19 protein-coding genes are annotated in these 24,781 nt (G+C 36.6%); 12 read left to right on the top strand and 7 right to left on the bottom strand.

Translation table 11 applies throughout. The features are described from left to right. Positions 1-92: 92 nt before the first annotated feature. Complete coding sequence (locus I5435_RS16005; protein ID WP_025220192.1) at positions 93-506, bottom strand: NUDIX hydrolase; 414 nt, start codon at positions 504-506, stop codon at positions 93-95. A gap of 243 nt (positions 507-749) precedes the next feature. Here I5435_RS16005 and I5435_RS16000 point away from each other — a divergent pair, with 243 nt between their 5' ends. Then, positions 750-1,172: a universal stress protein gene (locus tag I5435_RS16000; RefSeq protein WP_025220191.1), complete on the top strand. Its 423-nt coding sequence runs from the start codon at positions 750-752 to the stop codon at positions 1,170-1,172. Positions 1,173-1,316: 144 nt separating this feature from the next. Here the strand turns inward: I5435_RS16000 and qoxD are convergent, their stop codons facing one another. From qoxD to I5435_RS15970, 6 genes are all read right to left on the bottom strand, one after another. Continuing rightward, entirely contained in the window at positions 1,317-1,598 is a 282-nt protein-coding gene (qoxD, locus tag I5435_RS15995) for a cytochrome aa3 quinol oxidase subunit IV (RefSeq protein ID WP_024363218.1), read from the bottom strand. After that, a complete protein-coding gene (gene qoxC / locus I5435_RS15990; RefSeq protein WP_024363217.1) occupies positions 1,598-2,197 on the bottom strand; it encodes a cytochrome aa3 quinol oxidase subunit III in 600 nt (199 codons plus the stop codon). The genes qoxD and qoxC overlap by 1 nt, the downstream gene beginning before the upstream one ends. A 1-nt stretch (position 2,198) precedes the next feature. After that, positions 2,199-4,142: a cytochrome aa3 quinol oxidase subunit I gene (qoxB, locus tag I5435_RS15985; protein ID WP_024363216.1), complete on the bottom strand. Its 1,944-nt coding sequence runs from the start codon at positions 4,140-4,142 to the stop codon at positions 2,199-2,201. 27 nt (positions 4,143-4,169) lie between these two features. Further along, positions 4,170-5,108 carry a cytochrome aa3 quinol oxidase subunit II gene (gene qoxA / locus I5435_RS15980; RefSeq protein ID WP_024363215.1) on the bottom strand — a complete coding sequence of 313 codons (939 nt, stop codon included), beginning with the start codon at positions 5,106-5,108 and terminating at the stop codon, positions 4,170-4,172. A 768-nt stretch (positions 5,109-5,876) separates the two neighbouring features. Next, the gene (locus tag I5435_RS15975; RefSeq protein ID WP_337982583.1) at positions 5,877-6,719 is read right to left on the bottom strand and encodes a DUF2785 domain-containing protein; all 843 of its coding nucleotides are present in this window, start codon (positions 6,717-6,719) and stop codon (positions 5,877-5,879) included. A gap of 416 nt (positions 6,720-7,135) precedes the next feature. Further along, positions 7,136-7,603: a hypothetical protein gene (locus I5435_RS15970; protein WP_337982582.1), complete on the bottom strand. Its 468-nt coding sequence runs from the start codon at positions 7,601-7,603 to the stop codon at positions 7,136-7,138. Between the two features lie 180 nt (positions 7,604-7,783). Between I5435_RS15970 and I5435_RS15965 the strand changes: the two genes are divergently transcribed. From I5435_RS15965 to ccsA, 11 genes are all read left to right on the top strand, one after another. After that, positions 7,784-8,773, top strand: a complete 990-nt coding sequence (locus tag I5435_RS15965) for a DUF3196 family protein (protein WP_024363212.1) — start codon at positions 7,784-7,786, stop codon at positions 8,771-8,773. 273 nt (positions 8,774-9,046) lie between these two features. Beyond that, entirely contained in the window at positions 9,047-10,336 is a 1,290-nt protein-coding gene (gene tig, locus I5435_RS15960) for a trigger factor (RefSeq protein WP_024363211.1), read from the top strand. Between the two features lie 602 nt (positions 10,337-10,938). Beyond that, entirely contained in the window at positions 10,939-12,210 is a 1,272-nt protein-coding gene (gene clpX / locus I5435_RS15955; RefSeq protein WP_024363210.1) for an ATP-dependent protease ATP-binding subunit ClpX, read from the top strand. Positions 12,211-12,442: 232 nt separating this feature from the next. Next, positions 12,443-14,767, top strand: coding sequence for an endopeptidase La (gene lon / locus I5435_RS15950; RefSeq protein WP_024363209.1), 2,325 nt, complete (start codon positions 12,443-12,445; stop codon positions 14,765-14,767). A 4-nt stretch (positions 14,768-14,771) separates the two neighbouring features. Next, positions 14,772-15,353, top strand: a complete 582-nt coding sequence (gene yihA / locus I5435_RS15945) for a ribosome biogenesis GTP-binding protein YihA/YsxC (protein ID WP_231784823.1) — start codon at positions 14,772-14,774, stop codon at positions 15,351-15,353. A gap of 198 nt (positions 15,354-15,551) precedes the next feature. Further along, positions 15,552-15,725 carry a YjfB family protein gene (locus I5435_RS15940; RefSeq protein ID WP_080653334.1) on the top strand — a complete coding sequence of 58 codons (174 nt, stop codon included), beginning with the start codon at positions 15,552-15,554 and terminating at the stop codon, positions 15,723-15,725. A gap of 165 nt (positions 15,726-15,890) precedes the next feature. Beyond that, positions 15,891-17,543 carry a hypothetical protein gene (locus tag I5435_RS15935; protein ID WP_025220186.1) on the top strand — a complete coding sequence of 551 codons (1,653 nt, stop codon included), beginning with the start codon at positions 15,891-15,893 and terminating at the stop codon, positions 17,541-17,543. Positions 17,544-17,622: 79 nt separating this feature from the next. Next, entirely contained in the window at positions 17,623-19,071 is a 1,449-nt protein-coding gene (locus I5435_RS15930) for an S-layer homology domain-containing protein (protein WP_337982581.1), read from the top strand. 17 nt (positions 19,072-19,088) lie between these two features. Continuing rightward, complete coding sequence (locus I5435_RS15925) at positions 19,089-22,019, top strand: VWA domain-containing protein (RefSeq protein ID WP_337982580.1); 2,931 nt, start codon at positions 19,089-19,091, stop codon at positions 22,017-22,019. A gap of 343 nt (positions 22,020-22,362) precedes the next feature. Further along, positions 22,363-23,727 carry a glutamyl-tRNA reductase gene (hemA, locus tag I5435_RS15920; protein ID WP_024363204.1) on the top strand — a complete coding sequence of 455 codons (1,365 nt, stop codon included), beginning with the start codon at positions 22,363-22,365 and terminating at the stop codon, positions 23,725-23,727. Positions 23,728-23,949: 222 nt separating this feature from the next. Next, complete coding sequence (gene ccsA / locus I5435_RS15915; protein ID WP_024363203.1) at positions 23,950-24,777, top strand: cytochrome c biogenesis protein CcsA; 828 nt, start codon at positions 23,950-23,952, stop codon at positions 24,775-24,777. Positions 24,778-24,781: the final 4 nt, after the last annotated feature.

Below are 24,781 nucleotides of genomic sequence, written 5' to 3'. Positions count from 1 at the left end.
GTGGCTTTTATTATGCCTATGAACTTAGTGACAAATCTTCTTAAAATAGTTTTTTAATTTATAGTGGTCATGTATCGTTAAATGCCAGCTTGTTAGATTGTACCTTGGTCGTAGTAGAGCGCGTGATTTTCATAAAGTTTGTCAATTCCTTCTCTATAATAAGGCATTCTACTGTTAGCAATTTCAATAGGTACCCATTCGATGTTGGTTATTTCATTGGGCAATGCTATTTCTTCAACCCCACTTATAATTTGCGCTTCAAAAGTGAAAAATAAAGCGTGATGATTCCTGCTTGTTAATTTTGATTCATTTACCGCGAGTAATTTACCTACTTCTACTAGATAACCTGTTTCTTCATGGACTTCACGGATTGTAGCTTCTATCAGCGTTTCATCTGTTTCCACTTTTCCACCAGGAAGCGACCAATGCCCTTCATGATTATGAACCATTAATATATGATAATCGACATTTTTAATTAATGCATAGACGACTTTAACTTCTTCCATTAGCCTCTCCTTGTCTATCTTCGTATAGTTAAATACATACATAATAGCGTATTGGAACATATTTGGAAAGGGCATATTGTGAATGGGTTATTTCGAGTCTTGGCTGAATCGAGATATAGTAGTAGACGGTCAATATCTTTATTTTACTAGTTATGCTACAGATAGAAGGGGGAATCCATTTTCTTTATGATATAATGATTGAGAAAACTCTGAATGTGTAAGAAAAGATGAGGGGGATTAATGATGGCTACGAATTATAAAAGAATCGCTGTAGCAATAGATTTTTCTGAACAGTCGTTGAAAGCGTGTGAGCGTGCGGTAAAATTGGCAAAAGAATATGGCGCAACATTACAACTAGTGAATGTGATTGATACGAAGTCGTTTGGTGCTATCACTGCATATGACTTAAAGTATGCAGAGAAATTGAAAGCGGAACATCTTACTAAAATCGAAAAGTTAAGATTAGAGGCTCAAACAGCCGGCGTAACAGAGGTATTGGCTGTTGTAGAAACGGGTTCACCAAAAAGCATTCTTACGCAACTGCCTACTGTAGACTTAATTGTATGTGGTGCAACAGGCTTAAATCAGTTAGAAAAAATGGTCATCGGTTCAGTAGCGGAGCGTATTGTCCGTTTAGCTACATGTGATGTGCTAATCGTTCGCTAATACGAACTTAATGAACGTATAACAGCCTAGAGCAAGTTCACTATTTTTAAACAAACTAAAGCCAGTTTCGATATTTTCGAGACTGGCTTTTTTGTTGTACTTTAAAAGCCGAGAAAATGAGGATCATTTTCTCGGCCATTTTTATTAGTAACCCCAGATCATTGCAAATAATGTACCAAGGATTGTCACAACAGCTACGAATACTGAATATAGAATTGTTGTATATAACGTTTTCTTATCCTCAGATTCACCGATGTGCATGAATAATACTAATTGAACAGTTGCTTGCGCAAGTGCAGTCACTACTAGGATTGCAAATGCCATATTGTAAGACATATCAAATTTCACAACTGCTAAAGCGATAATTGTTAATAATAGTGAGAAGCCGAAGCCCATCACATGTTGTTTTGGGAATAGTTCCTTCATCAGCTAATCAGTCCTTTCAAGTAGACGAAGCTGAAGATGAAAATCCAAACTACGTCTAGGAAGTGCCAGTACAGTGAGAAGATAAACGCTTTGTTAGCCGTTTGTGGGTTTAAGCCACGTTTTGCTACTTGGATTAAAATTGCAACGCCCCAGAAGAGACCAAATGTTACGTGGGCACCGTGCGTACCAAGTAAAGTCATTAATGAAGATAAAAATGCACTTGTTGTAATTGTTGCACCTTCATGAACATAAGTGACGAACTCGTCAATCTCAATAACTAAGAAGCCAAGACCTAAGATAAGTGTAATGATGAAGAATGTCATCATTGCTTTTTTGTTGCCAAGGCGCATAGCATGAACGCCAAGACCGATTGTAAAACTACTTGCTAGAAGTAGGAATGTTTCTAGTAATACTGGTGTTAACTCGAAAATCTCAGCACCATTCGGGCCACTGCCTGTACGATTGTGAAGCACAAAGTAAACAGCAAAGAGTGTAGCGAATAACATGATTTCGGCGCCAAGGAAAACCCAGAATCCAAAAATCTTTAAGCGGTTTTCTTCTGTACTATATTCTAATGGAAGTGAAGAATCGATTTTCATATTATTTATCACCTCTCAAACTTTTTTCAGTTTCCATAATTTCTTCAACTGAAATGTAACGACCATGATCATCTTCAAATGAACGATGAGCCATGAAGCCAAATACAACAAGCATGCTGATGATGGCTGGAATCCAAAGACTAAATACTGCGAAGAATGCTGCTAGGAATAAGAAACCACTTGTCCAGAAAGGTGTACCTGTGTTGTTAGGCATGTGGATTTTCTCAATTTTACCTGCAGTAATATCGCGACCTTCTTTTTTCGCAAACCAGAACTCATCTAAACGTGTAATTGTTGGTACTACTGCAAAGTTGTATTCAGGAACTGGAGAATGAGTAGCCCATTCTAATGAACGACCATCCCACACATCTGCTTTTTCGTTACGTGGCATATGTTTCCAGCTGTAGTAAATGTTATAGCAAATTAACGCAAAGCCGACTGCAAGTCCAAGTGCACCGATGAACGATAGCAAGTTAAGTGGACCGTAACCAGTAGATTCAGAGTAAGTGTACATACGACGAGCGTAACCATCTAAACCTAAAATGAATAGAGGGAAGAACGCTACGTTGAAGCTGATAGCGATAAACCAGAAACCAGCTTTCCCTAATTTCTCATTTAAACGGAAACCGAACATTTTTGGCCACCAGAAGTGGTAACCTGCAAGTACACCAAATACTGTACCTGGAATTAATACATAGTGGAAGTGGGCAACTAAGAACATCGTATTATGATATTGATAGTCGGCACTTGCCATTGCGAGCATTACACCTGTAACCCCACCGATTGTGAAAATCGGGATAAAGCCAAGTGCATAAAGCATTGGGGTAGTAAATTGAATCTTACCGTGCCTCATTGTGAGCAACCAGTTGAACATCTTAACCCCGGTTGGAACAGCAATCGCCATTGTTGTAATAGAGAATACACTGTTTACCATAACGCCGTGACCCATTGTATAGAAGTGGTGGGCCCATACTAAGAATGATAGTAATGAAATAACAACCATACTCATTACCATTGATTTGTAACCGTATAAGTTTTTACGAGCAAATGTTGCAATGACTTCAGAGAAAATACCGAAGGCAGGAAGAATAACGATGTAAACTTCAGGATGTCCCCAAACCCAGAATAGGTTGGCCCAAAGCATGTCCATACCGCCATCTGTCATCGCAAAGAATTTTGTACCGAATTGACGGTCTAACATCATTAATGCAAGTGCTACAGTTAATACTGGGAATGCAAATACGATAATAACGTTTGTAATTAAAATTGACCAAGTAAACATTGGCATTTTCATTAAAGTCATACCAGGAGCACGCATTTTAAAGATAGTCGTGATGAAGTTAACACCAGTCAATAACGTACCAATACCTGATAATTGTAGTGCTAAAGAATAATAGTTGTTCCCAACAGTTGGACTAAATTCTGTACCCGCTAATGGGAAATAAGCTGTCCAACCTGAATCTGGTGAACCACCAATAATGAATGATAGGTTCAGTAAACCACAACCTGCTGCGAATGCCCAGAAGCTGACAGCGTTTAGACGTGGGAACGCAACGTCACGTGCACCGATTTGTAATGGAATAACGATGTTCATTAAACCGATAACAAATGGCATCGCCATGAATAAAATCATGATTAAACCGTGCGTAGTGAAAATCTCATTATAGTGTTGTGCATCAAGTAGTCCGTTATCAGGGACTGCTGTTTGTGCACGCATTAAAAGTGCGTCGATACCACCGCGGAATAGCATTAAAAGTGCAACGGCGATATACATAATACCGATTTTTTTATGATCGACTGTTGATAGCCAGTTTTTATAGAAGTAGCCCCATTTTTTAAAATACGTAAGGCCTGCTACGACAACTACTGCACCAACTACGATACTAATAGCTGCGCCTAAAATCATCGGTTCTTGCAGTGGATGGAATAATTCTTCCATACTCATAGGATGCGCTCCTTTCAAATTTGGAAATTAGTGTGAATGTGTTTCGGCATCTTTTTTGGAATGGTCCATATTTTCATGGTTCATATCTTCGTCAGACATGTCCATGTCACCATGGTCCATACCTCCCATATCCATATCACCATGTGCCATTGGTGCAGGGCTGAAATCTAAGTGAGTAGAAGAGTAGCTTGAACGACCTACATGTTCAGCTGCTAATAATTCTTTGAATTTTTCTTCAGTTAATGGTTTTTCGTTCGCTTTTACGTCTTTAACCCATTGATCGAAGTCTGCTTGTGTCATAGATTGTGCTTCAAATTCCATTTCCGCAAATCCACGACCATTAAAGTTTGAGTTACGTCCCATGAATGAGCCAACTTCATCAGCTGCAAGGTGAATAGTTGTTAACATGTCACTCATCGCATATTTTTGACCCGCTAACTGTGGAATCCAGAAACTTGTAATTGGTCCGAATGAATACAGTTTGAATTCAATAGGACGATCTGTTGGAATGTTTACATAGTTCACAGTTTCAATACCTTGCTCTGGATAGCTGAAGTGCCATTTCCAGTTTGAAGATGCTGCATAGATAACTAGTGGTTCTTTATTGTCATAACCTTCTGGTGTTGTTTCTACCGTACTAGTAGTTTTTACAGTAACAATTGCTAGGAATGCTACGATAATAATAGGAATAACTGTCCATGTAATTTCTAGTACATGACTACCTTCTTCATGAGGTGGCTCATAATCGGCAGAAGCTTTTGATGCACGGTATTTTGTTAGCATAAATGCAAAAAGCACATACACGACTAGTAAAATAACTGCCATTGTAATAATGGATAAAATAATTGTGTTTGATAATGTTTGAGCATTTGGTCCTTTTGGATTGAAAACAGTTAATGGTTCACAACCAGAAAGGATTGCGATAGCGCCAAATGCTAATAACATTAAGCTAAATTTTTTATTCATGTTTGACTCCTTTCTATAAAACGGCTATTCATAAATTTCATGTGTAGTAGTATTGATTCACATTTATAAATAGTGGGTATTGAGGTCACCTCTTTTATCTGATGTACCAATCAAATACGTTTGCATTAACAATGACAATGGCATGGTTCAATATGAAGCATTAAGTCTAGTAAATGATTGGTCTTTTGCAAGCGTTCACAAACATGATGATGTATGCACCATAAAATGGACAATTCTTCAATGTAGATGGTCGCATCATGTCTTTGTTTGCATATAGGATTATACGCCCGCAGCACCAGAAAAAAAAATATTTAATTATAGAACTGATAATGAATAGGGGGTGATTATGAACATTTTTTGAACAAAAAAAGCTATTTTACTATTGGTATTTTAAGGTTTTGTTAAATTAACACTGTATAAACGTTGAAAATACTGCGTTTGTCGTATTTAACTAAGTAAACAAATTTTTTGTGAAAATTATCATTTCACATTTTAGACGATGTTTTGTAATAAAGTCCATGATGCGACTGTGTTTTTGATACATTTTAGTTGCGTTTTATCTAAAAAAGGAGTATAAGAAAAGTCGGTTTTAGGTACCTGTAAGGATAAATTTTCTATGTAAGGGATGATTATAAAGGGGTATATTGGAACATTGTTGAAATTATGTTAACATAATTAAACGATTTGAAAAATTAACAAATATTAGTATATTAATATTAGTATTCGAAAAAAAGAACATCCAAATGCGTTGGATGTTCTGTCCTTCATTTAGGAACCGAGCTTCAACCACTTTGCAATTTGCAAATACAGTGTGTTTTGAAGTTTTGGTGCTAGGTTATTCATTTTTAACGCGAAATACAAAGTCTTCATTGCGTTCAATGTACAAGTACGCCCACTAAAAAAGCGTTGATTATAGCCTTGTGTTACTAAATGCATTTCGAATTTATCAAAAACTTGCTCTACCCATTCGGATAGTGCTTCCTCAGAATAATTCCTTGCTAATAATGCTTCAATTATATTGACTAAGCGTTCTTCCTCGTCGTTGATAAAAACAACATCTTTCCAAGTTACTAGTTTGAATGCATGTAAAATAGAAGGAGCGTGTTGCAAATCAAATTTCGGATGTTTAATTGTTATTGCCGCTAAATCTGCTCCGTGTGCAACACTGTGTGCCCAGCCTTTACCTTCTATATAACCTCTTGTATCATTTTCAAGTAACAAATAACGCCCTATTTTTTTAAAGAAAGATTGTAAGCTTGCGTCATCTAAAATAAGGAGTTCACCATCTTTTGCCAAAATGCTCGCTACTAGTAAAGCTGAAAAAGAGCGGGTGAAAACACTATCCGTCATTTGTTCTCCAATGTTAGCGTATAAGAAATCTTCACCGGTTGCCGTGTCAAATAAATATTGTAGTTGCTGAGCGCTTAGTAAATTATCACTCAATAAGTCGATAAATATTCTATAGATAAGGTGATCGCGAAGTTCTGCGTCTGTTGAACCGATATGCGCTAACATTTCCTTTAGTAGCCATTCGCCCTCCTTGTTAAAAAATGCTTGTCGTGCTGATAGGGTCATAGATGAAAATGTTTGTAATGCTTCTTTAATCTCCATGATGAATGCCTCCAAAAATAAATCTCTCGTTCATTATACATTTTTACTCAAGAAATTTGTCTGTAGCGAATTATTTAATGGTTACTTTCACAATAGGAATACCGCAATCTATAGAAAGCTGATATGATAATAGCGCAAAGGCTGGACAACCATCGTTGATGCACGACAAAAAGACATACTTGTAGTATGCCCAAGGCTCGGTTAAATGTAGTTTTAATGTATAAGACAGGAGTTTAGCTCGTCCTAACGTTTATGATGTTATTTTCATTGCAAGTTTCTCCCTATGTGAGAGCGTAGTTTAAGGTTCTTCGTATGTTTCACTTTATGGGAGAGGGGAAACGCTATTGTAGGCAGAAGTCAAACAACCCTATTATCACTTTATACTCGATATACATAAACGGAATTAGTTTTGCTTCCTATAAAATAACAGCCGATTTGATGCCGAGTGGCCATTCAATCATTGTATTTTGATTTGTTTTTAATTCCATAAGGATACTAGCATTTTTGATGGCCTCTAAAAGCCACTCACTATAATAGAGAGTGGGATGAGGATGCTGTAAAATACGTTTCATATCATTAGTGTCAATTTGCAAAAGTTTATAGTTGCATTCAATATGAACGCTTTGGGGAATAATAAAAAGTGACGCTTGATGTTGATGGCCAATAGAGATGGAGCCAGGAATATTCCCATGCATACTTGTAATATGTGTCGTTGCTTCTTTTGTAAATGTATTTAATTTTGTCTGTGTAAAAAATTCAAAGTCAATTGAATAATCTTGTAGCGGACCGTGTGCTGTCGTAATTGATATAACTTTAATAGATAATTCCTCAAAAACGGGGGAGATGCGACTATCAAATTCCATGATTGTATCCATTAATGGCATGTATTACACTCCTTATGAACAACTTGTATTGGTCTTGCTGACAATGAATATAGCGATGTCTGTTATGAATGAAAAAATATGGGTATTATTAATTATAATTCAATTTATTACAAAATATGAATAGAAATTCAATAGTTTTTGTTAAAAATAAACAATTAGTAAATCTAAAGAGGTGAGAAAATGACAAAGCATAAGCGTCATGTTATTAAACATGACAATATTGTTGTTTTTCCTGGTGCCATCCAAACATTAATTCGAGAGGGTCATATGTTTGCGGAAAAATACCAATATGAAGATGCGGTCGCATGCTTTGAAAAGGCGTTTTTATATGAAAGTGGAGATGAAAAAGCCTTATGTGCCTATGCCTATGCTTTATATGAGCTGAAGGGCTATGTGAAGGCAAAAGAAGTGTGTGAACAACTGCTAGCTCTAGGCACCTCAATGTATGTGGAAGTAATGGAACTATACATTACAATATGTATGCAATTGAAGGAATACCATCAAGTGGAGTCCATAATAACTACTTTGATAGAAGAAAAAGTACTTCCTGAAGCACAACTAGAAAAATTCGAACGCTTAAAAAGTATAAATAGTGAAGTGGCTAAAAAGCTTCAACAAAGAGAGGCTGTACAAGAACTTATTGAAGAACAAGAATATGACTTGGAGAAGTTTAGTGCACTAACACCAAATGAACAATCGTTGCGACTGCATCGTTTAATGGATACGAATGTACGACAATTAAAAAAACCCTTAAAGGCTATTATCGAATGTGCTGATATCCACCCATTTGTGCAAAGTCTTGCGTTAATATTACTTGTTGAGCAAGAAGTTTCGATTGATATCATCGTTTCAAAATTTAAACAAACAAAAACGGTCAATCCAATACATCTGGCACTGCCAAATCAATTAAAACAATATAATGACATAAAAAAAATTATCGAATCTAAATTAGAACAAGACCCATCAACGTTGGAAATGGTACAATATTTAATGGCTAAGCATGCTATTGTTACTTATCCATTTGAATGGTTTCCTTTTGAAGCCGATGATATTGCATATAGCTATATAGATTTTGTACAATCGATGCTTGGTAAGGTTCAGGAAATGGACTATGAAATCATTGACTTTTTACAAATGTTAGAAAAACTAACAGAACTCCATGAAGTATGAAATAAGTTGAAACTATACGCATCTATGATATACTAAAATGGTTGTCAAAATCGTAGTTACGAATAAATTGTCTAACATTTAAAATTGATCAACCCAATCCTCTACTTCACATGAGTAGGCGGATTTAATGTCAATGGCTTTAACTTTCTAGTAGGGTATGAAAACTTGAGCTAAATGTTAAGTCGCTGGCATATGTTGCGGATTTTTCAAACAAATCCGGACGCAATTACGTCAAGCGTGATTGAAATTAGATTATTTTGGAGGTATTTATACATGTCAGCAAAATGGGAAAAACAAGAAGGTAATATCGGTACTCTAACAATTGAAGTACCAGCTGCAGAAGTAGACGCAGCGATGGACCAAGCATTCAAAAAAGTTGTAAAACAAATTAACGTACCAGGTTTCCGTAAAGGTAAAATGCCTCGTAAAATGTTTGAACAACGTTTTGGAATTGAATCTTTATACCAAGATGCTTTAGAAATCATCGTTCCAGATTCTTATGCAAAAGCAATCGACGAAGCTGGTATTATGCCAGTTGATTACCCAGAAATTTCTGGTACAGAAAACTTCGTACATGGTCAAGATTTCTCATTCACTGCACAAGTAACAGTGAAACCAGAACCAAAACTTGGCGACTACAAAGGCTTAGAAGTTACGAAACTTCCAGTTGAAGTAACAGACGAAGAAGTTGAAGCGCAAATCCAAGAGCAATTAGCTCGTAAAGCTGAACTTGAAATCAAAGAAGATGAAGCGATCGTAGAAGGCGATACAGCGGTAATTGACTTTGAAGGTTTTGTAGGTGAGGAAGCGTTTGAAGGCGGAAAAGGCGAAGATTACCCATTAGAAATCGGTTCAGGCTCATTTATTCCTGGATTTGAAGAGCAATTAGTAGGTGTGAAAGCTGGCGAAGCAAAAGACGTTGTTGTAACTTTCCCAGAAGAATACCACGCTGCTGAATTAGCTGGTAAAGAAGCTACTTTCAAAGTGACTGTAAAAGAAGTAAAAACAAAAGTACTTCCAGAGCTAAACGATGAGTTTGCAAAAGAATTAGATCCAGAAGTTGAAGGCGTAGAAGCATTACGTGCAAAAATTAAAGAACAAACAGCATCACAAAAACAAGCTGAATCAGACGCTACACTTCGTGATGAATTAGTAGAAAAAGCTGCTGACAATGCAGAGTTTGAAGTACCAGCTGGAATGGTTAACTCTGAAACAGATCGCATGTTACAAGAGTTCGGTCAACGTTTACAAACGCAAGGTATGAACCTAGAGCTGTACTACCAATTCTCTGGTCAATCAGAAGAAGATTTACGTGGTCAAATGAAAGAAGAAGCTGAAAGCCGTGTACGTGTTTCATTAACACTTGAAGCAATCGCTGACGCTGAAAAAATTGAAGCTACTGAAGCTGACATCGAAGCTGAATTAGAAAAAATGGCAGCTCAATTCAATATGACGAAAGAACAAATTACTGGTGCACTAGGCGGTACTGCTGTTCTTGAAAATGATATCAAAATCCAAAAAACAGTTGAATTTTTAGTAGAAAACGCTAAAATTACTGAATAAGATTTTTTAACGTAACTAGATAGAAAAATTAAGAAAACAAGGTACGGCGTTAAACCGTGCCTTGTTTTATCACACATAGCTTTTTAGTTTAGACTAAAGGGGCCCCAACCTCTCAAGGTCGAGGAATGAAAAAATCCAATTTTTACTAACTGTTATGCTTTTGGAGGCAACTTTAGTTAATATCTTATACATAGTATTGTTGTTTAATTTTTTACACGATGCTAAACTTTAACTTCATTGTAGTAAAGCCGACAAGTAGCAGTAGTATAGTGTCTCCGTTAAAATGGAAGAAGAACGCACTTAGGTTTTACGACTGAGGGAGCTAAAACCTCGAAAATGAAGCTGAAAAATCAGACAGTTGTCATGGGTTCGTCTGAAAGCTCGCATCAACACGAATTATTTGCAGAACAGCAAGTAGGGAGCCATTAATGTTTTTGCGCAAATGCTGCAATTACTTAGCTAACTGGTAGATCGTTTGAATAGACTTGAAAATAATTCAAAATTTAGATGCATTTGCGCCATGACGTAAATGTTGCAATCAATTTATTTGATAATGATTCAATAATCTTGTAAGATTGTAGCTTGAATAGGGGTGAAACATATTGTTCAAATTTAATGATGAAAAAGGCAATTTAAAATGCTCATTCTGTGGGAAGCCGCAGGAACAAGTACGTAAATTAGTTGCAGGTCCTGGTGTTTATATTTGTGATGAATGTATCGAACTTTGTTCAGAAATCGTTGTAGAAGAACTAGGTGTTGAGGAAGAAATCGATTTCCAAGATATTCCGAAACCGAAAGAAATCTTATCGATTTTAAATGAGTATGTTATTGGACAAGAGCGTGCTAAAAAAGCCTTAGCGGTTGCGGTTTACAATCACTACAAACGCATCAATACAAACAGTAAAATTGATGATGTAGAATTAGCAAAATCGAACATTGTGTTAATCGGCCCAACTGGTAGCGGTAAAACATTATTAGCTCAAACATTAGCACGTATATTAAACGTTCCATTCGCAATTGCAGACGCTACTTCTTTGACAGAAGCTGGTTATGTAGGTGAAGACGTTGAAAATATCTTATTAAAATTAATCCAATCAGCAGATTATGATATCGAACGTGCAGAAAAAGGGATCATCTATATTGATGAAATCGATAAAGTTGCACGTAAATCAGAAAATCCATCGATTACACGTGATGTTTCTGGAGAAGGTGTCCAACAGGCATTGCTAAAAATTTTAGAAGGTACTGTTGCAAGTGTGCCTCCTCAGGGCGGACGTAAACATCCACACCAAGAGTTTTTACAAATTGATACAACAAATATTTTATTTATCGTAGGCGGAGCATTTGATGGTATTGAATCCATCATTAAACGTCGTCAAGGTGAAAAAGTGATTGGTTTCGGTTCAGATCCTAATAAAGTTGAAGTGGACGAAGGTTCATTAATGTCGAAATTAATTCCTGAAGATTTGTTGAAATTTGGTCTAATTCCAGAATTCATCGGTCGTTTGCCAGTACTTGCAAGCCTAGAACAATTGAATGAGGCTGCACTTGTACAAATTTTGACGGAACCAAAAAATGCGCTAGCGAAGCAATATCAAAAAATGCTTGAACTAGATGGTGTTGAGCTTGAGTTTGATGAAGGTGCCCTTTCTGAAATTGCAAAGGAAGCAATTGAGCGTAAAACAGGTGCACGTGGTCTTCGTTCAATTATTGAGTCAACAATGCTTGAAGTAATGTACGAATTACCTTCACGTGATGACGTGAAAAAATGTATCATTACGGCAAAAACAATTACGGATAAAGAGAAACCGAAATTGCTTCTTGAAGATGGCACTGAACTCGATGAAGGTAGCGACACAAAAACTTCAGCATAATAAACAGACAAAGCTGTCTATTGTTATGAGAAAAAGAGTAACTTAGCTGACTTCGATTGTGCAATGTTCGCACATATCGAGAGTCAGCTTTTTATTCATACATAAAGCCGGCGACTGTAAATAGATGAAATTTTTGGCTCGTTTGAATAGATAGTGTGAATCGGTTTTTTAAACACATACTAGAAGCGCGGGATTGTGAACAAGAAAATTTTTGACGGAGGTGAATACCCGCATGGTAACAATTCAAAAAACAACAAATGTACCATTATTGCCTTTACGTGGACTTTTAGTATACCCGTCGATGGTGTTACATATTGATGTGGGTAGAAATCGTTCTGTAGCGGCGCTTGAACAAGCAATGTTAGAGGACCAATTGATTTTATTGGTGACACAAAAAGAAATGCACGATGAACAGCCAGAAGAACAGGATTTATATCAAGTCGGTACGATGGCGTATGTAAAGCAAATGCTTAAATTGCCAAACGGCACACTACGTATTTTAGTTGAAGGTGTTGCGCGTGCAACTTGGTCTAATTATCAAGCATTAGAGAAATTTACAGTTGTTGATATTGATGTAAAAGAGGATAAAGTTGAGAAAGATGTGGAAACGCAAGCCTTAATGCGTACATTGTTAACGTATTTTGAAAGATACGCTAAATCCTCCAACAAAATCACGACAGAAACGATTAATACAGTGGCTGATATTGAAGAACCAAGCCGCCTTGCTGATATTATAGCCTCTCATTTACCAATCAAAATTGCGGATAAACAAGAAGTTTTAGAAATGTTAAATGTTAAAAAACGTTTAGATCATTTAATTATTCGCTTGCATGATGAACAAGAGGTGCTGGACCTTGAAAAGAAGATTAATACGAAAGTAAAGCAATCGATGGAGCGTACGCAAAAAGAATATTACTTACGCGAACAAATGAAAGCTATTCAAACAGAGCTAGGGGATCGAGAAGGAAAAACTGGTGAAGTTGCGGAATTGCGTAAACAAATCGATGAAACAGGCATGCCTGATTCGACAAAAGAAGCGGCATTAAAAGAGCTTGATCGATATGAAAAATTGCCGAGTGCTAGCGCGGAAAGTGGTGTTATTCGCAATTACATTGACTGGTTAGTATCCTTACCTTGGACAAAGGCAACCGAGGATCGAATGAATATTACGCATGCTGAGGAAATTTTAAACCGCGATCATGATGGGTTAGATAAAGTAAAGGAACGTGTACTAGAATATTTAGCTGTGCGTCAGTTAAAAAATTCATTACGTGGTCCAATTCTTTGTTTAGCTGGCCCTCCAGGTGTAGGTAAAACTTCATTGGCACGTTCAATTGCAGAAAGTTTAGATCGCAAATTTATTCGAATTTCTTTAGGCGGCGTGCGCGATGAATCTGAAATTCGCGGACATCGTCGTACGTATGTTGGTGCTATGCCAGGTCGTATTATTCAAGGGATGAAAAAAGCAGGTACGATTAATCCGGTATTTTTACTTGATGAAATCGATAAAATGTCTAATGATTTCCGAGGAGACCCTGCAGCGGCAATGCTAGAAGTGTTGGACCCTGCGCAAAACAACACATTTAGCGACCATTACATTGAAGAACCATACGATTTATCTAACGTTTTATTCATTGCGACAGCCAATGATTTAAGTACAATCCCTGGGCCTTTGTTGGACCGTATGGAAGTTATCTCAATTGCTGGCTATACAGAAATTGAAAAGGCTCAAATTACAAAAAATCATTTGATACCAAAGCAATTAAAAGAACACGGCTTGAAGAAAACACAAGTTGTTATCAAAGATGAAGCGGTGCTGGATATCATCCGCTATTATACGCGTGAGGCGGGGGTTCGTGGCTTAGAGCGTCAAATCGCAACGCTATGCCGTAAAATCGCTAAAGTTATTGTGTCTGGGGAAAAGAAACGTGTTACTGTAAGTTCAAAATCGGTTATCGAATACCTTGGAAAACACCGTTTCCGCTATGGACAAGCAGAAGAGGAAAATCAGATTGGTGTGGCAACTGGGCTAGCGTATACAACCGTTGGTGGTGATACGTTGCAAATCGAGGTTTCTTTAACTCCTGGTAAAGGAAAAATACAGCTAACGGGGAAACTCGGAGATGTTATGAAGGAATCGGCACAAACTGCATTGTCCTATGTACGTACAAAAATAGAAGAACTTCATGTGGATTCGGAATATTTCGAGACACATGATATCCACATCCATGTACCAGAAGGCGCAGTACCAAAGGATGGCCCTTCAGCAGGTATTACGATGGCAACAGCAATAGTTTCTGCGATTTTACATCGCCCGATTCGTCGTGAAGTAGGCATGACAGGTGAAATTACATTACGTGGTCGCGTCCTACCAATTGGCGGTTTGAAAGAAAAAACATTAAGTGCACACCGAGCAGGCTTAACAACGATCATTTGTCCAAAAGATAATGAACGTGATATTGAAGATATTCCTGAAAGTGTACGCGAAAATTTAACATTTAAACTAGTGTCATCTGCTGATGAAGTATTAGCAATTGCACTAGACGGAGGTTTTTAAAGAAATGAAAGTCCATAATGTCGAAATGGTCATAAGTGCAGTAAGACCGGACCAATACCCAGAAGATGGACTGCCAGAATTTGCATTAGCAGGTCGCTCAAATGTTGGGAAATCATCTTTCATTAACAGAATGATTGGACGTAAAGCGTTAGCGCGTATTTCTTCTAAACCCGGGAAGACACAAACGCTAAATTTTTACAAAATCGAAGAACAACTGTTTTTCGTCGATGTTCCGGGATATGGTTATGCCAAAGTTTCAAAAACCGAGCGTGAAGCTTGGGGGAAAATGATTGAACGTTACATTACGGGCCGTGAAGAATTAAAAGCGGTCGTTCAAATTGTAGACTTACGTCATCCTCCAACTGCTGATGATCGTATGATGTATGATTTTTTAAAACATTACAGTATTCCTTGTATCGTTATTGCAACGAAGGCAGATAAAATTCCAAAAGGTAAGTGGGATAAGCATAAAAAAGTTGTCAAGGAAACATTAGATATGGATAAAAATGATCCGCTCATTGTGTTCTCTTCAGAAAAAGGCATCGGTTTTGAAGAAGCTTGGCAAACAATTGAAAATAAAATGTAAACTAAAAACATCTATTGCGTCTTATGTAGCACAGTAGATGTTTTTTTGTTTTTATGTGCAAGCATTTCGTCGTTATTATTTTTCATGAAAAGAGCTTTGACACTTTTAATTACTAGCATGAAAGTTATGGACAAATATAAGAAAATTGCTTGATGAACGCTAAAATTAGCCGATAAATGAAATAGGAGGTGGACTAGAATGGATATTGCAGCTTTATCTATCGCAATGAATCAATCAAATCTTATGCAAAATGTCTCTTTAGCTGTTACAAAGCAAGCGATGGAGATGCAACAGCAAAACACGGAACAGTTAGTTGAAATGTTAGATGCTCCACATCCAACAGCCGGACATACAATTGATATCCAAGTATGATGTTGGCAGGGTAGCTTGAAATTGGAAGCTACCTCTTCCTTTATGTCTATGGTAGATTCGAAAAAATAGAAAAACATGTGAAAATGTAACTTTTTGAATAAGAAAAACTACCAATAATACGATATACTATTGATAAATAACAATTTTATAAGGAGGCGGGAATTGTTGAAGAAGATTCCATACATATTGATCGTTCTATGTTTAATGGTATTTAGTTTACCATCATTACCAACTGTTCAGGCCGCACAGTTAGTAACAGGAACCTTCGTAGATGTAACTTATTCAGAATATACGAATGCAAGTGGGCAAGTAGAAAAACAGCTAAGTAAAATCACTTTAGAAAATGCGAGTGGTCGCCAAGTCACATACAATATTAGCAATAGTGCCCGCCTGTACATCAATAATACGGAAACAACGATTGAAGGTTTTAAACTAGGTATGAAAGTAGAAGCTGAAATCTCGCTACGTAGTGTAGTGGAACTTCGTGGTACTTCCAATACTACTGAGGAAACAACAACAGTCGCACAAAATCCTAAAACGATAGCTGGCGTAATCACAAGCATTGATCCTAATGGTATGTTCATTATGGTAAAGCCAGATGTCGGTAAAGAAACTACATATTATTTGAATAAGGATACAGCGTTTCAAAAAGCTTCCTCATCAGTTGATATTAGTGGACTGTATGTAGGAGATCGTGTAAAGCTTCATCTGAAAAATACAAGTACTTCGATTGTGACAAAAGTAGATATTAGTGAGACAGGAACATTAGTTGAAAATCTTTACAAAGGTGAAATACAATCGGTTAATATCAATGCGAACAAATTAACGGTTAAAAATCAAAATGCCTTTGTGAACTGGCAATTTGGTACAGCGTCAACAACTGCACTATCTACAATGAGTTTTTCTACAAAGGTTCCTATTTACGTTGGCAATACGAAAATAGAAAAAGGTCAGTTGAAAAATTATATTGGTAGTGAAGCATATTACGCGACAGTGAAGCAATTTGGTAAAGAGGTTATTGAGAAGATTGTTGTATTGAAAAATAATGAACGTACGTACTATGAGCCAATGATTGCAGTCGATACAGATTACCAATTATTAAAGCTGAAAAATGCGGGCACGCTGTACTTCCATGATGGATCAATTTTAATTCGCAATGGCCGTTTTGTTCAACCAACAGGATTATTAGCATATGGTACTGCGTTTGTTATTACTGACGGTACTGCTCGTGATCATTATGCACAAGTGGTGGATGTAACAAGCGATAGCTTTATGTCACCAAACTTAGCATCACATGAATTATATTATGGACGTTTAACTCAAGCGGATGGCTATTTAATTGAAATTGATGATGCAATGAAAATCGAATCAAATGTGTTCAAGAAAACAGATAAGACTGTACTATCTGTGAGTAATACGACAAAGGCAAAGGTTGATGATGGCAATAAAACATATAGTGTAATGCCAGATATTGAACTGTATTTATCAGAAGGGGATTACGGTTACTTCTATGTGAACAACGGGCATGTACAAGCTCTTCACATGTTAAATAATGCAAAACCAGTTGCTCCATTAATGCTAGTAGGTAAACTTCAGTCAGTAAAATCGACATATCCAGCTACTATTAATGTGAAAAGTGTGAGTCAATGGCAAAATGGTCGTTGGTATGAGGCAGGCCAAATGGTTGATATGAATATTGATCAAGCGACGCTTATTAAAGCAGGGAAAGTTATTCAACCATCTGATTTGAAACCTTCCGATCGTTTAGTCGTACTATCTGACCGCTTTGTAAAGGCACATTTCATTCTAGTAGATTAATAAGATGGAAGCTATCTCTCTATGTAGGGATAGCTTCATCTGTGCATATGCAAGGGAAGAAAGAGAGGGAAAAAAACAGATGCGAAAACATGTATTGAAAGTGCTGTTAGCGTTAATGATGGTGTTCGTTATGGGGATCAGCATACTAGCAGATGCTTCTGCCACATCGGTGGAAACAACTGGTGCGGTAAAAAATGAATATACATACGAAGAAGCCGTGTTCATTACTGGAACACCCATTATTTTTAAAGGGACGAGTAAAGATATTAAAATTACTCAAAAAGAATCCAAAGGGAAATTAACAGAAACGTATAATTTAAAGTTAACAGCAAGTAATGGCGCGACATTAACAAGAAATATAGCTTATGAATCAGATGTTGTTAACTATGCTACGATTGGGCAAAAGACATCGAATGGTGTTGTGAAAAAGTACTCTGAGAAAATTGTAGTCGGCAAAATAACGTATACATTAGCAGACTACCAGTTTTCACAAGGAACTGTAACAGATAACCGCGCAGCATCTGATTATTATTCAGGAAATGTTATTTCAAGAAAAACATATACATTTCAGACAGGCTCTGGTAAGAACGCAAAAACAAATACAGTAATAATAGAAACGGATAGTCGTCATGCAGGGTACGAAAATTTCTGGGGAGCAACTGAAACGCAAATTACTGAATCTGTTTATTCGTACAGTGATGGCACAACAAGCCATGTGAAAAATCGTCTATCAACAAGCAAATCACGCGTGCTCAATTATGAGGAAAATCCAGGCAGTTTAGCAAGCTTTGATGGAGGCTATGCGGTCGTTAGTGAAAAGGACGTAATTTCAGAATATACGTATGATTTAGCTTCTGGACAAAAAGGCAAAGTGGATTTAAATACAGAATTTACGCCGACAATCGAACGTCTTATTATTCCGAAATTCCGTGACTTGTCGAATCATTATGCAAAAGCTGCTATCGAAAAACTATACTCATTAGGGATTTATTCCGATACAAGTAATTTCTTTTCACCAAATACGCCGATGAAACGAATTGACTTTACTATCGCAATTGGTAAAGCAGTTGACCTGCGTGTAATGGAAGAAAAGAATACGAAAAAAACATCAACAAGTGTCTTTAAAGATGTTAAACGTACGATGAAAGATTATGCTTATATTGAATCGGCAGTTAACAAAGGCATTATTAAAGGTGTGACACCAGATTATTTCAAACCAGATAATGCGATTACACGTGCGCAAGCTGCCGCAATTTTTGTCCGTGCATTAGGGCTTGAAAACAAAGCGCCAGATCCTGGCTATGTTACAAAATTTAAAGATGATGCACAAATTCCTAACTATTCAAGAGATGGTATTTATATCGTCCATGAGCTTGGTCTTATGACAGGCGACCCTGTAACGGGCCGATTTAATCCAAACCAACCATTAACTCGTGCCCAAGCATCTGCTGTGCTTGAGCGATTCTTAAACTATTTAGAGAATGATTTAAAACAAAACTACCGAGATGATATATTATTCTTTAACTAATGAAAGGACTGAAAGGAATGCAATATGCGAAAAAGGCATTGCTATTATTGGCCTGTTTTGTACTAGCCTTTATGACTGTAACACCAATGGTCTCACTAGCTGCTACAACGATTCAAGATGTGCCGACAACTGATAGTAAATACAAAGCTATTTCTTGGGCAGTTGATAATGATTTATTAGCATTAAATGGTGCGAATAACTTTTTGCCAAACGAGCAAGTAACTGAGCGAGAGCTTGTCACAATGTTTGCAAAGCTTGATAAAAACTATGCGTTATCATATAACGAAAGTGTTGCCTATAATTTTTATAGTGATTTATATTTGCCATTCGAAGGTACACATGTAATGGCAAATCGTTCAAAAGCCATTACACGAGGTCACTTTGCACGTATATATGCTGCATTTAAAGGTTTAGATTTAGATGAACCACAGGCAGTACAATATTTATATACAAATGATATTTCAACTGGCAATACAGGCAAAAAAACATTTGCTGATTTTAATCCCTCTACGAAACTATCTCGTGGTGATGCAGCCGAGTTTTTATATCGTAGTGTACAAAACGGTTCCTTTGCTGTCCTAGGTTTGAAAAAATCTGCAGCAGGTCGTGATAATGATAAAGTAACTTTACCAGCAGGCTTTATGGGTTCGAATAGCGGAGAGTTTGAAGAACCGAAGGATAATGATAGTGATTTTACAGGTCCTGACTATGTCAATAATGCTCTGCAAAGTATTGAAGTTGAAAAACCAGATTTAATTGCAAACGGTGAGGATATGACGCCGATTACAGTATCTTTAAAGGCATGTAACGGTGACCCGATTGCTGATGATAAGTCCTATACGTTCCGTGTAACGTCTTCAGAGGGAGCTGATATTGTCAATTCAGCTGGTGAAGCTGTTCGCAACGTTCAATCGGACGGTTCAACTGTAACAGCGTTTGTTAAAGCGAAAAAGCTTACAAAATCAGTACGTGATACGATTAGTTTTGAACTTATTAACAACACAGACCCTAGCATGAAGTGTCTGGTTGGAGAAAAATTAAATGCACACGTGCGTTACGCACCACAGCCAGAATTACGCATTGACTTTAAAGTGTATGACCCAACGAATACAGATGACAATGGTACTATAACACCGCCTTATGTACAATATGAAAAGCCACCGGAGTTTTTCACTGAAAATGTAATTGATGTTTACGGTCCCGTGCCATTAAATCCTGATGCAGATGAAAAGCGTTTTAGTATTGGACAACAAACAAATGTTACCAATTCTCTAGGCGTTGTACAAAATATGTATTTACAATATGGTGGCGCCGATCCGAAGTATCCTGCTCTTGGATATGAGAATGCGATTTTACAATTTGAAAACTATAATATCTCTGTATATTTATTTGAAAAAATATTGAACGAGCGTTTAAAAGATTCTGTGACGACACCAGCGAAGACTGAGATTATGTATATGATTTCAGAGGATGGTCGTCCAATTTATCGAATCCAAGGAATCGATGATAATATTGCTTCACAAGTGGAAAATATCAATCCAGTAGGTACGATTATTCAGTTAATGAGTCCAAAATATATGCCAGAAGAAAAGAATTTAACATTAGAGCATTATGATAGTGTTATGAAAATTTATGCTATATTAACGGGCTTAAGTAATTATGAACGTACCGTATTATTAAAATACCAAGGCGGTAAATTACTAGGACAAGTAGAAGCTTATAAAAAACGTGTTGAGGCGTTAAAAGAAAGTGCAGATGCTGCGGCAAGACCATCTGGTAAGGACCGATATACACAAGTTATGGTAACGTTAGTTCGTCCAGGTGGAGAACCAATTACGGATTATCAAGGAACGGTAAAAATCAAATTTGATGGTGTAGAAAAAACGGCATCCTTTGTCACAAATACTTCGGATTATTTGAATAATACAGGTGGGCCAGGGACTGCAGTCGCTTACTTTGACTCGATTATTTATGGGAAATCTAAAATAGAAGCTACTCTTGTCAATAAAGTTGACCCACGTTATGCAACAATATTGAAGTCTATTACAGATAAAACGATTACAAAAGAAATTTTTACAAATCCTTACTTTAGTAAAAATGCTTGTAGTTTAGCAACTGAAGTCGCATATGTAGTTGATTACTCTTCTTCTATGAAACGTATCGACCAAACGAATTATCGCGGTACAAAAATGATGGAAGTAATCAATCAAATTCAGGCGAAAAATAATATTGTCATTGAAACGAACACAAGTGCAACTGTATTAGGTGAAGGCAGTACAGATAATGTCTTAAAGAAAGACCTGTATCGTACATCGACGGATAAGGGAGCTACAGATATTTTTACGGGTATAGAATTAGCTCTTACTAAATTCTCAAATGATACAAAAACTTCTAAATCCATTATTGTTGTATCTGATGGAAAAACAAGTAAATCAAAAATGACAAAAGTAATTAATGATGCGAAAAAGAAAGGCATCAAAATTTACACTGTAAGTATGGGTAAGAAAAACCAAATTAATGAGGCAATTCTGACACAAATGGCTACGGAAACAGGTGGCACATATTATCATGCAATTGATAGTTACCAGTTCCATCAGGTCGCTCAAAAAATAATTGATGCGATTCTATGTAAAACTGCGCCTTCAAGCTGTATCAACCCTGATGATTTATTTGAGGAAGCGACAGTATCCATCCGAAAAGGATATATTACGATGAATGCAAGAATTGATAGTAATTGTCCAAATGTTGCAAATGTCGTTGTTCGTTATTCCTCTGTCAGCGGTGATGTTCAATTTGATCTTAAAAAGCGCAGCGATAGTGTGTTTATGTTGACGAAAAATGTTCAAACTATGGTTGACTTTAAAGTCAATGGCGACATCGAGTTTTTAGCTTATGATAAAGACGGAAAAATAATTTCACAAAAAACTGTTAAAATTACAAATTCATAAAAGTGCTCAATGAGGAGCGATTCGACTGTAGACGACTAGATGCAAGTTTTAGTTTGTCTACAGTTTTTTCTATTGTGTAAAAGAGTTCAATGCCATTTTTAGAGAAAGCTATCTAGCAGACCATTCTATTTTTGAACTTTCCTTGACATAGAGAAACCAGCATTACTCGTATGCAGTTTTAAAATTTGATACAATACGTATAATTTGTTAAACTTAGTTTATAATAATTCTAAAGTAGAAAATGAATTATAGTTCTTCATGACATGTTCACAAATAATAGATGAACTATTGTCGAACTGTGCTATAATGAGATTTGTGAATTAGAACGTGTGAGGTGTTATTCATGCATACCATCGTAGTAGGCTTGAATTATAAATCAGCGCCAGTTGAAATTAGGGAAAAGCTATCTTTCGTAGAAAGCGAGTTACCGCAAGCAATGGAAGCGCTGCAAAAACAAAAAAGCATATTGGAAAATGTTATCGTTTCAACTTGTAATCGAACAGAAATATATGCAGTCGTCGATCAATTGCATACTGGACGTCACTTTGTGAAGCAATTTTTAGCAAATTGGTTCAACTTGCCTGTGGAGACTTTTTCTTCTTACTTAACAATTCGAGAAGAAGATGAGGCATTAGAACATTTATTTAAAGTTACAGCTGGAATTGATTCAATGGTGCTTGGTGAAACACAAATTTTAGGACAAGTGAAAAAAAGCTTCTTAAATGGACAAGAGATTGGGACGACAGGTACGGTCTACAATCAGTTATTTAAACAAGCAGTTACATTTGCGAAGCGAGCACATAGTGAAACAGCTATTGGGGAGAATGCGGTATCTGTTTCTTATGCAGCAGTAGAATTAGCAAAGAAAATTTTTGGATCTTTACAACGCAAGCACGTCGCTATTTTAGGGGCAGGTAAAATGGGTGAACTTGCTATCGAGAACTTGTATGGTAACGGCGTAGGAAAAGTGACGGTTATTAATCGTACTTTTGAAAAAGCTGAAAGTTTAGCAGCCAAGTTCCAAGGTGAAGCGAAGTCAATGAGGGAATTACAATGCTCACTACTTGAAGCGGATATTTTAATTACGTCCACAGGTGCGACAGATTTTGTCATTGATTATGAGCTCATGCAACTTGTTGAACGTTTGCGTAAAGGTAAACCACTGTTTATGGTCGATATTGCTGTACCCCGTGATATTGATCCACGTGTTGGTGATCTGCCAAACGTATTCTTATATGATATCGATGATTTACAAGGTATTGTTGAAGCTAACTTAGCAGAGCGCGAACGTGCGGCAGCGGAAATTACGCAAATGATTGATAAAGAAGTTGTTCAATTTAAAGATTGGTTTGCAACGCTTGGTGTCGTGCCAGTCATTTCAGCTTTACGTAAAAAAGCAAACCAAATTCAACAAGAAACAATGATCAGTATTGAAAATAAAATGCCAGAGTTAACGGATCGAGAACGTAAGATTTTAAGTAAGCATACAAAATCAATTATTAATCAATTGTTAAAAGAGCCAATTTTACAAGCTAAGGAAATGGCAAATTCACCAAAAGCAAATGAACAGTTACGTTTATTCCAACAAATTTTTGGCATAGAGGATGCTGTGGAAGATGAAGTGGATATGATGAGCAAGCAAGAGCTTGAGCGTAAAGAACGTTTACGATCATCGCAAACACCTACTGAACCAAAGTACTCTTTCTAAGATGTCTAGACATTCGAGCTCCACAATCGCTTGAGGCTCACGATTTGAGTCATGTAGCAAATTTTTGCTTTTTGCATGGTTTTGCTGACGTGTGCGAACTTGAAATTACATGAGGCGTTTTCGTATCTGTATGGTAAACTAAAGATACGAAAACGTCTTTTTTAGGCTGGGATACTGTTTATAGTAGCTTTAGCACTTTTTGAAATAAAGAAGGGATGTCCATTGGCTGATTTGACAATGACAAGGCTCTATGAAGTGATGATCGTCTTGTATGCGATCAGTCTAGTGTTTTACTTTACTGATTACTTTTATAAACAAGTACGTGCAAGGCGGATTGCTTTTTGGCTTGTTTCATTTGTATGGGTGATTCAAAGTGCCATTATTATACTAACTTTTATCGAAACAAAGCGTTTCCCGATTTTATCTTTATATGAAGGAATTCTGTTCTATTCTTGGTTGTTAGTAACATTATCGATTATTCTCCATTGTATAGCGAGAGTCGATTTACCAGTATTTATTATCAATATATTAGGATTTTTATTTGCTAGTATTTTTACATTTATGCCGAAAAGGCCAACAGGAGCAGTAGGGGATACATTAATTTCGGAAATGCTCTTTATCCATATTTCATTTGCGATATTATCGTATGCTGCTTTCACGTTAACTTTTGTATTTGCGATATTATATTTAGTTTTATATCGCTTATTAAAAAAGAAAAAATGGTCACAATTATGGACACGTTTGCCATCATTACAGCAAACGAGCAATTGGATGAACGTATCATTTTTTATAGGGATTCCAATGTTATTCATAAGTTTAATATTAGGCTTTGAATGGGCATTATTAAGATTAGAGAGTTTATCTATCTTTGATGCGAAGATAATAGGGTCCTTTATCATTTTAGTATTATATTGTTGTATTTTATATGTGAATCGTAAAAGTAAGCTGACGGGCACTAATTATGCGTGGGTTCATATTTATGCTTATTTATTAGTTGTCGTAAATTTCTTTTTAGGAAGTAGCTTATCTCGATTCCATTTATGGTATTAGAAGA

The organism is Lysinibacillus sp. C5.1 (genome assembly GCF_016350185.1).
Classification (GTDB): Bacteria; Bacillota; Bacilli; order Bacillales_A; family Planococcaceae; genus Lysinibacillus; species Lysinibacillus sphaericus.
This window is presented reverse-complemented; position numbering and strand designations above follow the sequence as displayed.

Excerpts from the sequence above, each read along its gene's own strand:
- I5435_RS15970 (WP_337982582.1), bottom strand. The coding sequence starts at position 7,603 with ATGCCATTAATGGATACAATCATGGAATTTGATAGTCGCATCTCCCCC.
- I5435_RS15965 (WP_024363212.1), top strand. The coding sequence starts at position 7,784 with ATGACAAAGCATAAGCGTCATGTTATTAAACATGACAATATTGTTGTT.
- qoxC (WP_024363217.1), bottom strand. The coding sequence starts at position 2,197 with ATGAAAATCGATTCTTCACTTCCATTAGAATATAGTACAGAAGAAAAC.
- I5435_RS15930 (WP_337982581.1), top strand. The coding sequence starts at position 17,623 with ATGCGAAAACATGTATTGAAAGTGCTGTTAGCGTTAATGATGGTGTTC.
- yihA (WP_231784823.1), top strand. The coding sequence starts at position 14,772 with ATGAAAGTCCATAATGTCGAAATGGTCATAAGTGCAGTAAGACCGGAC.
- I5435_RS15940 (WP_080653334.1), top strand. The coding sequence starts at position 15,552 with ATGGATATTGCAGCTTTATCTATCGCAATGAATCAATCAAATCTTATG.
- I5435_RS16000 (WP_025220191.1), top strand. The coding sequence starts at position 750 with ATGGCTACGAATTATAAAAGAATCGCTGTAGCAATAGATTTTTCTGAA.
- tig (WP_024363211.1), top strand. The coding sequence starts at position 9,047 with ATGTCAGCAAAATGGGAAAAACAAGAAGGTAATATCGGTACTCTAACA.
- qoxD (WP_024363218.1), bottom strand. The coding sequence starts at position 1,598 with ATGAAGGAACTATTCCCAAAACAACATGTGATGGGCTTCGGCTTCTCA.
- qoxB (WP_024363216.1), bottom strand. The coding sequence starts at position 4,142 with ATGAGTATGGAAGAATTATTCCATCCACTGCAAGAACCGATGATTTTA.
- I5435_RS16005 (WP_025220192.1), bottom strand. The coding sequence starts at position 506 with ATGGAAGAAGTTAAAGTCGTCTATGCATTAATTAAAAATGTCGATTAT.
- qoxA (WP_024363215.1), bottom strand. The coding sequence starts at position 5,108 with ATGAATAAAAAATTTAGCTTAATGTTATTAGCATTTGGCGCTATCGCA.
- lon (WP_024363209.1), top strand. The coding sequence starts at position 12,443 with ATGGTAACAATTCAAAAAACAACAAATGTACCATTATTGCCTTTACGT.
- I5435_RS15925 (WP_337982580.1), top strand. The coding sequence starts at position 19,089 with ATGCAATATGCGAAAAAGGCATTGCTATTATTGGCCTGTTTTGTACTA.
- I5435_RS15975 (WP_337982583.1), bottom strand. The coding sequence starts at position 6,719 with ATGGAGATTAAAGAAGCATTACAAACATTTTCATCTATGACCCTATCA.
- hemA (WP_024363204.1), top strand. The coding sequence starts at position 22,363 with ATGCATACCATCGTAGTAGGCTTGAATTATAAATCAGCGCCAGTTGAA.